Source organism: Halomonas sp. IOP_31 (assembly GCF_021151495.1).
GTDB classification, from domain to species: domain Bacteria; phylum Pseudomonadota; class Gammaproteobacteria; order Pseudomonadales; family Halomonadaceae; genus Modicisalibacter; species Modicisalibacter zincidurans.
In genome coordinates this window covers 1-11,749 of sequence record NZ_JAIRBP010000053.1, presented here as the reverse complement: position 1 = coordinate 11,749, position 11,749 = coordinate 1, and the positions used below count along the sequence as shown (strand labels likewise).

The window sequence follows — 11,749 nt, the reverse complement described above, 5'->3', positions numbered from 1 at the left end:
GAAGCCTGGCAGCAAGCGAGCCAATCACGATGTTGAAACCATCGACTGGAGAGCCGTGTGCGGGAGAACCGCACGCACGGTTCGGAGGGCGGGGAGGCGAAGCCTTCCCGACCCCTATCAACAACAAGGGCCCATGCGGCCCACGGAGCCAACCATGAAAACGCTACTCACCGCGGCAGCGGCCAGCCTGGCCATGCTTGCATTCAGTTCCGTCAGTCACGCCGAGCAACGTCTGCTGATCGGCTCGACGTCAAGTTCATCGAGCCATTACAGCTATTTCGTGGCCGTCAATCAGATCATCAACGATCAGGTCGAGGGAGTCAGTTCCTCGGTGGCCGAAACCGGGGCCACGGTCGACAACTTGCGCCGGCTGAGCCGCGATCAGGTCGATCTGGGTCTGGTGACGACCAATAGCGGCTACCAAGCCTACCAGGGGCTGGGCGAATTCGAGGGACGAGCCGTCGATAGCCGGCTGCTGTGGGTCTATACCGTGGCCCCCCAGAACGTGGTGTTGCGCGAGGACGCCGGGGTCAGCAAGCTCGCCGGTCTAGACGGTGTGCGTCTCAACCCGGGGATCACCGGTTCGGCGACCGAGGCCACCACCGAAGCGGTCATGCAGGCGCTGGGCATCGAGCCCGACTACGTTCGAGGATCGACCAGCGATGTAGTCAGCGCCATCAAGGACGGCCGCATCGCCGGCTACGTCAAGTCCGGCGTCGGCGATCGCCTCGATGGATCGACCATGGACATCGCGACCTTCACGCCGATCACCGTACTCGGGCTGAACGACGCTCAGGCGGCGACGCTACGCGAACAGATGCCCGAGGTGGCCGTCGTCGACGTGCCGGCCGGTGCCGCCGAGGGCGTCCCCGCCTACAAGACCTGGGCGTTCGGCGTGGCGGTGCACGCAACCCCCAATCTCGACGAGGAAACCGCCTACCAGATCGTCAAGGCGGTGATGGAAAACCCCGGACCGCAGGCCAATGCCTTCTCCGCGATCAAGGGCGCCGACATGGCGCAGATGACCCTGAAGGTGGGCAGCGTGCCGCTGCATGCCGGTGCGGCCCGCTACTATCGTGAGCAGGGGCTTGAGATTCCCGACGCCCTGAAGCCGGTCGAGTGAACAGCGAGATGCAACTCGACGTGCGCAATTGGCTGACCACGGCCCTGGCCCTGGCATTGGGTGGACTGATTCTCTACACCTCGGCGGTGGGGCCCTTTGCCAGCCTGGTCCAGCGCGGGCTTTTTCTCGCCCTGGTGGTGCTGCTGGGATTGACGCTCTATCCGCTGGCGGCAGGCACCCGCTGGCGCCCCCTGGGCGTGGTCATCGATCTGGCGCTGGCCGTCGGGGTCAGCGTGGCATGCGGTTACGTCGTCCTCAATCATCAGCGGATCCTGACCGAGCTGCCCTGGGCCACACCCTGGGACATGGCTATGCTCGGCGTACTGCTGATCGCCATCCTTGATCTGTCGCGTCGCGCGATCGGGGCGATCTTCCCACTGCTGGTGCTGGTCGGGTTGGCGTATGCCTTCTTCGGCTCGCTGATACCCGGCGCGCTGGGGCATCGCGGCTTCGGCCTGGCCTTCGTCACCGAAACGCTCTATCTCGGCGATCTGGGCGTCTGGGGCATGCTGGTCGGCGTGGCGGCGACGACGATCGCTGCCTTCGTGCTGTTCGGCTGTCTGCTGTTGCACACCGGCGGCGGTCAGGCTTTCATGGACCTGGCCCTGCGCATCAGCGGGCGCTCGCCGGGCGGGGCGGCCAAGGTGGCCACGGTCGCCTCGGGACTGTTCGGCATGGTCAGCGGCAGCGCGGTGGCCAACGTCGCGACCACCGGCAATTTCACCATCCCCATGATGAAGCGGCTGTCCTACCCGGCGCCCTTCGCCGCCGGGGTCGAGGCCGTGGCTTCGACGGGCGGCCAGGTGGCGCCGCCGATCCTCGGCGCGGCGGCTTTCATCATGGCCGAGATCCTCGGCGAGAGTTACGTGCGTATTGCGCTGGCCGCGCTGTTGCCGGCGATCCTGTTCTATCTGGGCGTGTTCCTGACCATCCATCTGGTGGCGAGACGCCGTCAATTGCGGGTCGTTCCGGAAGACGAACTGCCGGCCTGGCGGGATGTCCTGCGCCCCGGCCGGCTGGTGCCGGTACTCGCTGCGCTCGGCGGGCTTTTCTACGGGGTGCTCAGTGGCCGCTCGATCCAGACGGCGGCCTTCTTCGGGATCCTGATGACCGTGGTCAGTTATACCGGCTTCGCATTGGCCGGCGGCGCCGGGCTGCGCGACGTCGCGGCCAAGCTGCTCGCGGGCTTGATCGACGCGGGCAAGGGCATGGTGATCATCGGCGCGCTGCTGGCCGGGGCGCAGATACTGGTGGCGATGATCGGCTTGACCGGGATCGGCGTGACCCTGGCCGGATTGATCGTCGACCTGGGCGGTCAATCGCTGTTTCTGGTGGCGCTCATCGTCGGCGGCGTGTGCTTGATTCTCGGCATGGGGATCCCCACCACGGCGGCCTATGTGCTGGTCGCGTCGGTGCTGGCGCCGGCGCTGACCGAGATCGGCGTCGAGCCGCTGATTGCTCACCTGTTCGTCTTCTACTTCGCGACGCTGTCGGTGATCACGCCGCCGGTGTGTGTCGCGGTCTTCGTCGGCGCGGGGATCGCCCAGACCAATTGGCTGCCGGCGGCCGGCGAGGCCATGCGCCTGGCCGCGGCGATCTACGTGATCCCTTTCCTGCTGTTGATCTATCCCTCGCTGGCCGGCTTCGGAGGGTGGCTCGACATCCTGTTGGCGGCGGTTCAGGGCACGGTCTTCGTGATCGCCTTCGCCACCCTGATGGCGCGCACCGCGCTGACCGGAAGCCGGGCGCTTGACGTCCTGGCGTTGCTGGTCGTCGTTGCCCTGGCCTTGACTCCGGGTTGGGCGAGCACGCTGGCATCAGTGCTGGCGCTTGGCGTTCTCTACGCGCGCCAGCGTAGTCGCCGGCCGCTATCGGACGACACGCTGGGTGCGGTGTGTGAGCCGCCCGGGGAGCGGCGGCCATGAGCTTCCTACTGGGTAGCGGAGCCGGGTTTTCCGGCGATCGTACCGATGCGGCGACGCCCGTGGTCGCGGAGCTGATCCGGCGCGGACAGCCTGCCGCGCTGATCTTCGAGACGCTGGGAGAGCGCACGCTGGCGGCCGCCCATCGGGCGATGCGCGAGGATCCACAGGCCGGCTTCGAACCATTGCTCGAGGAGTTGCTGGAGCCGGTCCTGGCCGACTGCCAGCGCCACGGAATCGCCATTCTCGGCAACTTCGGTGCCGCCAATGTCGCTGGCGCCTGCCGTGTGGTCGGGGAGCTGGCCGCGCATCAGGGCTGCGATGGGCTGCGCATCGGCCGGGTTCACGGCGACGACGTACGCGACCGGCTCGAGTCCCTCGACCTCGAACCCTGGGAAGCCGAGACGCGCACGCTGCCGACGGGCGAGTCGCTGATTTCGGCGAATGTCTACCTGGGCGCGGCGGCACTGGTGCAGGCGCTCGAGCAGGGCGCCGATGTGGTGGTGACCGGCCGAGTCGCCGATCCGGCGCTGTTTCTGGCGCCTCTGGTTCGCCACCATGGCTGGGCATGGGACGATTGGGATCGGCTCGCCGCGGGGATGATGGCCGGTCACCTGGGGGAATGCGGGGCGCAGGTGAGCGGCGGCTACTTCGCCGACCCGGGGCTCAAGGAGGTCGCCGAACTGGCGACCCTTGGCTATCCGATCATCGAGGTCGAGGCGGATGGCCGGCTGGTCATCACCAAGCCGGCCGGTACCGGCGGCTGCATCGATGCGCGCACCGTCAAGGAACAACTGCTCTACGAAGTGCACGATCCGGCGCACTACCTGACGCCCGACGTGGTCGTCGATCTGACCCATGTCGTGATCAACGAACTGGGGCGGGACCGGGTCGAGGTCCTCGGCATCCGGGGCAAGCCGGCACCGGCCCGGCTCAAGACCACGGTGTGCTACGACGGCGGATGGCAGGGCGAAGCCGAGATTTCCTACGCGGGGCCCAACGCGCTGGCCCGGGCGCGTCTGGCGGTGTCGGTGTTGCAGGAACGGCTGCGCTTCAGGGCACCCGCCGAGCTGCGCACGCGACTGGACATCATCGGTCACACGAGTGTCTTCGACGACGATTCGGGCCATCTGCGCCGCCAGTGCCGGCCCACCGACCCGGCAGGCGACTATAGAGTGCGGCTGGCCTGCGAACATGCCGAGCGGCGCTGGGTCGAACGCGCCACCCAGGAGCTGTTGGCCTTGTACTGCGCCGGTCCCGCCGGCGGCGGCGGGGTCCGACGGCACTTTCAGCGCCGCGTGCACACCGCGTCGTTCCTGGTCAGGCGCGACGATGTCACGGCCCGCGCCTCGCTCTACGAGGATGCCACCCATGAGTGACACCGCACTCGACGCAGCGCACGACGGGGGCGGTGGCGTCACCGTCACGCTGCACCAGCTCGCCCACTCCCGCGCCGGCGACAAGGGCGATCGTCTCAATCTATCGCTTTTCGCCTACGATCCTCGTCATTATGCGACATTGCTCGAACAGATCACCGAGCCGCGGGTATTGGCGCTATTCGCTTACCGTGGCGCGAGTCGGGTGCGGCGCTATCCGATGCCGGGGTTGGCCGGCATGAACCTGGTGATCGACGACGTACTTCAGGGCGGCGTCAACGGCGCGCTCAATCTCGACGGGCATGGCAAGACGCTGTCTTTCCTGCTGCTGGGGCTGACCGTCACGTTGCCACGACCCTTGTTGCCGGAGCGGTTGCTGGTGAAATGATCCCATGCGCAGGAACGAACGCCGTCCGCAGGGGCGGCGTGCTTCGTCTGAGTTGGCCGGAGTTCAGCGAAGCGACAGGGCCGCAGTGGCGGTCTAGCCGGACGCAGTGCGGTAGGCGTCGTCTTCCTCGGCGAGCACCTGCGGCGAGAAGCGCACCAGGAAGGTGAAGAAGGATGCCAGCATCACCGCCATGCCCAGGTACAGAAGGCCCTGCTGGTAGCTCAGCGATTCGGCGCGAAACAGAAAGCCGGCGGCGACGGCTCCGGCATTGCCGCCGGCGCCGACGATGCCCGCTACCGCGCCCAGGGCGTTGCGGTTGACGAAGGGCACCACGCCGAAGGTGGCACCCTCGGCCATCTGCACGAACAGGCTGAACACCAGCATGATGCCGATGGCCACGGCGAGTACCTGCATCTGGGCGAAGAACATTAGCGCGATGGCCTCGCAGAACATGGCGATGAACAGCCAGCGCACCCGGCCCTTGAGGCCGCCGTGGCGGGCGAAGAGATCCGAGAACACGCCGCCCAGGGTGCGCGCGAACAGGTTCATCAGGCCGAACAGCCCGGCGATCAGGCCGGCGGTGGCCAGGTCGAGTTCGAAATTGTCGAAGAAGTAGATGGCGGCGATGTTATTGATGGTCAGCTCGACGCCGAAGCAGGCGGCGTAGACCACGAACAGCGCCCAGACTCGAACGTCCCGGGCGGCCGCGCCGAAGGTGCTGCGCATGCTGTATTCCTTCTCGGCACGCGGCAGTTCGCCGCGCTCACGCAACTCGTCGAAGTTGCCGTCCGGCGCATCCTGGGTCAGGCAGTAGTACGCGATGCCGGTCAGGAACAGCACGATCCCCGGAACCACCATCGCCAGGCGCCAACCCAGCGTGGCTTCCACGCCCAGCATCAGGATGCCGGCGAATATCAGCGGCATGAGGATCTGTGTGGTGCCGCCGCCCAGGTTGCCCCAGCCGGCGGTGGTGGCGTTGGCGGTACCCACCACGTTGGGACCGAACATCACCGAGGTGTGATATTGGGTGATGACGAACGAGGCGCCGATCGCGCCGATCGCCAGGCGCGCCAGGAAGAAGCTTTCGAAGCTGTCGGCGAAGCCGATCATCATCACCGGCAGCGAGCCCAGGCACAAAAGCCAGGTATAGGCCTTGCGCGGGCCGATCTTGTCGCAGAGCACGCCGATCGCCAGACGCACGATGACGGTGATCGCTACCGAGGCAATGATGGTGTTGCCGATCTGGGTCTTGGTCAGGCCAAGATCGTCGCGCACCACTGCCATCAACGGGGCGATGCCGAACCAGCCGAAGAAGCAGATATGGAAGGCGAACCACGAAAGGTGGAAAGCCCGCATTTGCGGACTCTTGAAGCTGAACAGACGAATCCTGTTGGCTTTGTTGCGAATGTCCATAAGTCGGTCGGTCCTCATCGAGTCGTGTCGAACGCGGGATGGATCTTCGTCATTGAAGGTCCGGGGCCGACGCACTCGTACTCGCGGGGTCAAGCCTGGTCCACGTCGGTCTGCCAGGAATAAAGCATCAGCCGTGCCAATCTCCAGCGATGCTTCTCTTTCAGTCATTTGCGAACCATTTGATGGCTGTCGCGCGGCTTCGCTCGATCCTCGAAGCGCTGCTTTGGCGCATCCGGCGAGGCGGTTGCGCTATGAAAAGACGTCTTGGCAGATAACGTGCAGGTGGCGGGGAAGAGGACTTCGGCGCTTTGAACGCGGGAACTGGATGGTGGTGGAAACGAAGACGCCCCGCGATGCGGGGCGTCTTCATCAACAGTATGGCCTTTCCATCAACTGTCGTCGGGGTTTCTCTTGCTCGGCGTCGAGGCGCGAGCCAGCTGAGCGTCGCCGCTGGTTTCGAGCTTGGCCAGCAGTTGCTGGGACTGTTGCTTGAAGGCCGCCAGAGCCTGCCCGGACAGACTCTGGTTCTCGGGTAACTTGACGCGCATCGCATCCACGGCACGGTTGTTGACCATCACCTCGTAATGCAGGCTCGGCCCGGTGGCGTTTCCGGTGCTGCCGGAAAGGGCAATTTTCTCGCCCATCTTGACGCGGTCCCCTTCCGAGACGTAACGCTTGGAAAGGTGCATGTAACGCGTCTTGTAGCCGTTGTCGTGACGGATGACCATGTAATAGCCGGCGCCATTGGCCTGGTAAGCAGACTTGATGACGCGCCCGGCGCCAGCCGATTCGATGGGCGTGCCGGTAGGCACGGCGAAATCCGTGCCGCGATGCGGCGTGATGCGTCCGGTGACGGGATGTTTGCGGCGCAAGTTGTACGATGAGCTGACCCGGTAGTTGCCGTCGAAAGGATAGCGATTGAACGCCGGGTCCAGGCTTCGCCCGTCGGGGGTGTAGAAGCGATCGTCCTTCGGATTGCGAACGACTGTCAGCTCGGTCCGCGCGCCTTCGTATCTAGCCGCCAGAATGCGCGAGTCCAGTGCCTTGCCCTCAATCATGTCCGCTTCGACCAGCACCTGGAAACGATCGCCGCGGCGTGTATCGCGACGAAAATCAATCTTCTTGGCCAATAGGTTGCTGAGCTCTGCCACCTCGCTGGAGGACAGCCCGGTGGCACTTGCCGAACCGGCAAAGCTGCCACTGACCGTTCCGGCAAACAGCCGCTGGGTAGCTTCGCCGGCCTTATCGATATTGGCGACCTCAAACGTGTGCTGCTCGGCATCGCGCTCGATGAGGTAGCCCGAACGGGCATCCTTCATCACGCGCAGGGCCAGCAGTTGACCTTCTTCATCGAGCTGAAAGTCGATGTTGTCGCCGGCACGCCAGTTGGTCAGCGGCTTGTCGTCCGGTAGCGCATCCAGCAGGCGCAGCACTTCGCTGTACTCCAGGCCGAAGGTACGCTCGGCCATGACTGCGAAGGTGTCGCCCTGTTGAACGGTATAGGTTTCCCACTGCGGGACGAAGTCTTCCTTGGCGACGATCTCGTTCTCGAGTTCGATTTTGCCGTCATCGAGAATCAGCGAGTCCGAAGAGAGAAATTCGTGGGAAGCGCCGCTGTCGAGTTCGCCCTCGATTGCGTCAGCGTCGAACAGTTGTCGCGCAATCTTGAGTGTCTGAATGTCGAGGGCGGCGTCATTTTCCTCGCTACCGGGCTGCGTGGCCGGAGCCGGCTGGGCGGGGGCGTTGGCCACTGCCGCAGGCGTCTGCGGCTGAAGTACCGTGAGATCGGCAGAAGCGTTGGGCTCTCGGGCTTCGGCGGTCTCGATGAAATTCAGGTCGACGATTTCCTGAGTCGTCAGGGCGACCAGGGGAATATCCCGACCGATCAGGCTGGAACTGGATGGTTGGAGATTTTTGGAAACAGCCTGATCGAGCGCCTGGGTATTGACTACCGAGGTCGGGGCGGCGATAGCAAGATTGACTGGCTTATTCATGCCGTTAGTAACATCGGTTTCGTTCAGAGCGGCCAAAATCTTGTACGTGCCCAGCACAGTAACCATGGTGGCGACGGGTAGCAGCAGCAACTTGTGCGTGCGGGGCAGCGAATGGAAAATTCGCAACATCATAAAGGGCCTAGGTGCATGTAAATGGAGGAAAAAACCCATGCACCATAACGCATGACTCATAGCATGCCTAGCCTGTGTGAATGTACAGGCTTTAAACCCTTGGCCAACGGCTACTCTTTACCAACAATTAGTTACCATGGTGCTACATGGCTCGTCCTTCAACTCTTTCCTTGCAAAGGACAGCGCGCCGCTTCGGAGGCGATGCAAACGTTGTCACGAATTGGATAGGGCATTACTGACGAGTCGGCACTCACTGGGCCAGCGTGCCGTCGCGATAGTCGCGTAATGCCTGGTCGAGTTCCTCGCGCTGATTCATCACGAAAGGGCCATAATGCGCGATCGGCTCGCCATGTGGATGGCCAGCCAATAGCAATACCTGCGCGCCTGAATGGCTGGACAATGTCAGCGTTTCGCCCGCATTCAGGCTGGCCAGTCGCTGCGCGGAAACCGTCTGGCCGGCTATCTGCAATTCGCCTTCGAAGACATACGCCAGCAGCGTCGGTGCATCCTGTTCCAAGGTTAGCGTCGCTCCCCCCTCGAGGCGAACATGGGCGATTCCGGCCTGCCCGGCCAGGGCATCCAGGGGCCCGTCGACAGCTTGAGTCGCGCTTGCCCAGTGTCCGCCCAGGGCGATCAGCTCGCTGCCTTCCTCTTCGAGGTGCGGCATCTCCTCGCGCTTGATATCACGATAGGTAGCCGGACTGAGCTTGTCACGCGCAGCCAGGTTGATCCATAGCTGGAAGGCATGGAGCCCGGCATGATCGGTCAGCGGCATTTCCGAGTGGATGATGCCGCGGCCGGTATGCATCCATTGGGCATCGCCGCTGCCAATGGAGCTACTGTGGCCTAGATGGTCTTCGTGCATCAGCCCGCCATGCACGACGTAGGTCAATGTCTGGATGCCGCGGTGCGGATGCGGCGGGAACCCGCCGATGTATTCATCGGGTTGCTCCGAACCCAGTTCGTCTAACATTAGAAAGGGGTCAAGCCCGCCGCCGAAATCGTGGACGCGGGAAATCTTGACACCATCGCCGTCCTGGCTGGGGTGGCTGGCAATAACACGGTTGATTGTGCGCTGCGGCATCGTCTTTACCTCGCGATAACGGAATGATTGTATTGTAGGACGACTTTTTCGAAGAATAAGCGCATAGTTTTGCTTGCTTCGTTCGAGGAAAACGAAATGTCACGAGTGACCCTGGCTCAATGGCAGATGCTTGCAGCGGTCGTCGATCACGGCGGCTTTGCCCGTGCGGCGGAGGCGATTCACAAGAGCCCCTCGACGCTCAATCACGCCGTGCACAAGCTCGAAGCGCAGCTTGGGGTGTCGATTCTCGAGCCGATCGGACGCCAGGTGCGGCTCACCGATGCGGGCGAGATGCTGTTGCGCCGGGCGCGCCAGTTGATCGAGAACGCCGCGGCACTGGAAGAGGTCGCCGAGAGCATGGCGGCGGGGTTGGAAGCGGAAGTGTCGCTGGCGATCGATCAGATATTCCCGCCCGATGCGCTGGCCGAAGCGCTTCAGCAGTTTTCCCGCAACTATCCGCACGTACGCGTCCAGTTGCACGAAACGGTGCTCAACGGCGGGGTCGAAATGCTCTACGACAAGCGTGCCGATCTGGTGATCTCGGGGCTCGCCGCTCAGGGCTTCCTCGGTGAGCCCCTGGTAACCCTGCGCTTTATCGCCGTTGCCCACCCCGCTCATCCGTTACATGCGCTGGCGCGTACCCTCGACCTGCGCGATCTGATTCAGCATCGCCAACTGGTGGTGCGCGATTCGGCCTTGCGCCAGTCGATGGATGCCGGCTGGTTGAAGGCCGAGCAGCGCTGGACGGTCAGCCATCTGGCGACTTCGCTGGACATGCTCGAGCGTGGGCTGGGGTTTGCCTGGCTGCCCGAAACGCGCATACGGGAAGCGCTGACCGCTCGACGCCTGAAGCCGTTGCCATTGGCGGCAGGCGGTACCCGCGAGGTGCCCATGCAATTGATCTTCCAGGATCGCGACCGGGCCGGGCCGGCGACCCACGCCATGGCCCAGGCGCTTCATGCGGCCGTCAACACCTGCTGTCCCATCGATGACGATTCGTTTTATTCGAAAGAAAATGCGGAAAAATTGCAGAGTAGCGTCGAATGAATCGGTCTAAGCTGGCGTGAATCGCTTACTGCATTCAAGGAGACGACGATGGGCTTGTTGATCGAAGGCCAATGGCACGACCAGTGGTATGACACCGAGAAGCACGGCGGCGAGTTCGTGCGTGAATCGGCCCAACTGCGCAAATGGCTGACCGGCGACGGCGCACCGGGACCGCAAGGGCAGGATGCGCTGCCGGCCGAAGCGGATCGCTACCATCTGTATGTCTCACTGGCCTGTCCCTGGGCGCACCGCACCCTGATCATGCGCAAGCTGAAGGGCCTGGAGCGGCTGATCGGCGTGTCGCATACCAGTCCGCTGATGCTCGACCAGGGCTGGAGTTATCATGTCGGCGAGGGCTCGAGCGGCGATCCGCTCAATGGCGTGGACTACCACCATCAGCTCTACACCATGACGCAACACGACTATACCGGTCGGGTCACGGTGCCGGCGCTGTGGGACAAGCTTGGCAAACGTCTCGTCAATAACGAATCCGCCGATCTGGTGCGTATCTTCAACGACGCCTTCGACGCTATCACCGGCAACCGGCTGGACTTCTATCCGACCGAGCTGCGCGAGACCATCGAAGCGGTCAATGCCGACGTCTACGATCACATCAATAACGGCGTCTACAAGGCCGGGTTCGCCACCGAGCAGAATGTCTACGAGAAGCACGTCACGGCGCTGTTCGAGGCGCTCGATCGCATGGAAGCGCGGCTTGACGAGCAGCGTTACCTGGCCGGTGAATGGCTGACCGAAGCGGATATTCGGCTATTTACCACGCTGGTGCGTTTCGATCCCGTCTATCACGGGCATTTCAAGTGCAATCTGCGGCGCATTACCGACTATCCCAATCTCGCGAACTACCTGCGCGAACTGTACCAGTGGCCGGGTATCAAGGAGACCGTCGACTTCGATCATATCAAGCGCCACTACTATGGCAGCCATGCCACCATCAATCCCACCGGCATCGTGCCCAAGGGTCCGATCCTCGACCTCGAGCGGCCGCACGACCGCGAGCGCCTAACGGGGCAGGGGATCCGCGAGAAAGCATAATCCAGGCTCGGATGTAAGCGGTGAAGACTAGATATAAGTTTGTTGGGGAACGTGTTCCCGACAGCCTGTTGCCGGCTTCAATCGCGAATGAATTCGCTCCCAGTGCGCCCGTGAAGGCGTGCACACAACTCGGTGGAAGTCCGAGTCGGGGTAAGCCATGGCCCCGTAGTCGAAGGTAACTGCGTCGCCGCGAGGCGGGGTGGAGAGCAACCGGAGG

The 11,749-nt window shown here is 63.5% G+C and carries 9 protein-coding genes; 6 read left to right on the top strand and 3 right to left on the bottom strand.

Translation table 11 applies throughout. From position 1 onward, the window contains the following. Nucleotides 1-154 precede the first annotated feature (154 nt). From K7I12_RS16655 to K7I12_RS16640, 4 genes are read left to right on the top strand one after another with little or no spacing between them, the layout of a single operon-like run. Nucleotides 155-1,123, top strand: a complete 969-nt coding sequence (locus K7I12_RS16655; RefSeq protein WP_231664739.1) for a TAXI family TRAP transporter solute-binding subunit — start codon at nt 155-157, stop codon at nt 1,121-1,123. Between the two features lie 8 nt (nt 1,124-1,131). Continuing rightward, nucleotides 1,132-3,048 carry a TRAP transporter permease gene (locus K7I12_RS16650; RefSeq protein ID WP_231664738.1) on the top strand — a complete coding sequence of 639 codons (1,917 nt, stop codon included), beginning with the start codon at nt 1,132-1,134 and terminating at the stop codon, nt 3,046-3,048. Continuing rightward, on the top strand, nt 3,045-4,424 hold the full coding sequence (locus K7I12_RS16645) for an acyclic terpene utilization AtuA family protein (protein ID WP_031382765.1): 1,380 nt from the start codon (nt 3,045-3,047) through the stop codon (nt 4,422-4,424). The genes K7I12_RS16650 and K7I12_RS16645 overlap by 4 nt, the downstream gene beginning before the upstream one ends. Continuing rightward, nucleotides 4,417-4,809 carry an AtuA-related protein gene (locus K7I12_RS16640; RefSeq protein WP_051907345.1) on the top strand — a complete coding sequence of 131 codons (393 nt, stop codon included), beginning with the start codon at nt 4,417-4,419 and terminating at the stop codon, nt 4,807-4,809. The genes K7I12_RS16645 and K7I12_RS16640 overlap by 8 nt, the downstream gene beginning before the upstream one ends. Before the next feature lie 93 nt (nt 4,810-4,902). Here the strand turns inward: K7I12_RS16640 and K7I12_RS16635 are convergent, their stop codons facing one another. The 3 genes from K7I12_RS16635 to K7I12_RS16625 form a co-directional block, all read right to left on the bottom strand. Continuing rightward, the gene (locus K7I12_RS16635) at nt 4,903-6,222 is read right to left on the bottom strand and encodes an MFS transporter (RefSeq protein WP_231664737.1); all 1,320 of its coding nucleotides are present in this window, start codon (nt 6,220-6,222) and stop codon (nt 4,903-4,905) included. Between the two features lie 389 nt (nt 6,223-6,611). Further along, nucleotides 6,612-8,216: a peptidoglycan DD-metalloendopeptidase family protein gene (locus K7I12_RS16630; protein WP_331460600.1), complete on the bottom strand. Its 1,605-nt coding sequence runs from the start codon at nt 8,214-8,216 to the stop codon at nt 6,612-6,614. A 382-nt stretch (nt 8,217-8,598) separates the two neighbouring features. Further along, complete coding sequence (locus K7I12_RS16625; protein WP_031382769.1) at nt 8,599-9,432, bottom strand: pirin family protein; 834 nt, start codon at nt 9,430-9,432, stop codon at nt 8,599-8,601. 96 nt (nt 9,433-9,528) lie between these two features. Between K7I12_RS16625 and K7I12_RS16620 the strand changes: the two genes are divergently transcribed. Beyond that, complete coding sequence (locus K7I12_RS16620; RefSeq protein WP_031382770.1) at nt 9,529-10,479, top strand: LysR family transcriptional regulator; 951 nt, start codon at nt 9,529-9,531, stop codon at nt 10,477-10,479. A 48-nt stretch (nt 10,480-10,527) separates the two neighbouring features. After that, nucleotides 10,528-11,532: a glutathione S-transferase family protein gene (locus tag K7I12_RS16615; RefSeq protein WP_031382771.1), complete on the top strand. Its 1,005-nt coding sequence runs from the start codon at nt 10,528-10,530 to the stop codon at nt 11,530-11,532. The last annotated feature ends 217 nt before the right edge of the window (nt 11,533-11,749 follow it).

What these genes read in the sequence shown, in the direction of transcription:
- K7I12_RS16655 (WP_231664739.1), top strand. Translation starts at nt 155, where the DNA reads ATGAAAACGCTACTCACCGCGGCAGCGGCCAGCCTGGCCATGCTTGCA.
- K7I12_RS16640 (WP_051907345.1), top strand. Translation starts at nt 4,417, where the DNA reads ATGAGTGACACCGCACTCGACGCAGCGCACGACGGGGGCGGTGGCGTC.
- K7I12_RS16650 (WP_231664738.1), top strand. Translation starts at nt 1,132, where the DNA reads ATGCAACTCGACGTGCGCAATTGGCTGACCACGGCCCTGGCCCTGGCA.
- K7I12_RS16635 (WP_231664737.1), bottom strand. Translation starts at nt 6,222, where the DNA reads ATGGACATTCGCAACAAAGCCAACAGGATTCGTCTGTTCAGCTTCAAG.
- K7I12_RS16620 (WP_031382770.1), top strand. Translation starts at nt 9,529, where the DNA reads ATGTCACGAGTGACCCTGGCTCAATGGCAGATGCTTGCAGCGGTCGTC.
- K7I12_RS16645 (WP_031382765.1), top strand. Translation starts at nt 3,045, where the DNA reads ATGAGCTTCCTACTGGGTAGCGGAGCCGGGTTTTCCGGCGATCGTACC.
- K7I12_RS16625 (WP_031382769.1), bottom strand. Translation starts at nt 9,432, where the DNA reads ATGCCGCAGCGCACAATCAACCGTGTTATTGCCAGCCACCCCAGCCAG.
- K7I12_RS16630 (WP_331460600.1), bottom strand. Translation starts at nt 8,216, where the DNA reads ATGAATAAGCCAGTCAATCTTGCTATCGCCGCCCCGACCTCGGTAGTC.
- K7I12_RS16615 (WP_031382771.1), top strand. Translation starts at nt 10,528, where the DNA reads ATGGGCTTGTTGATCGAAGGCCAATGGCACGACCAGTGGTATGACACC.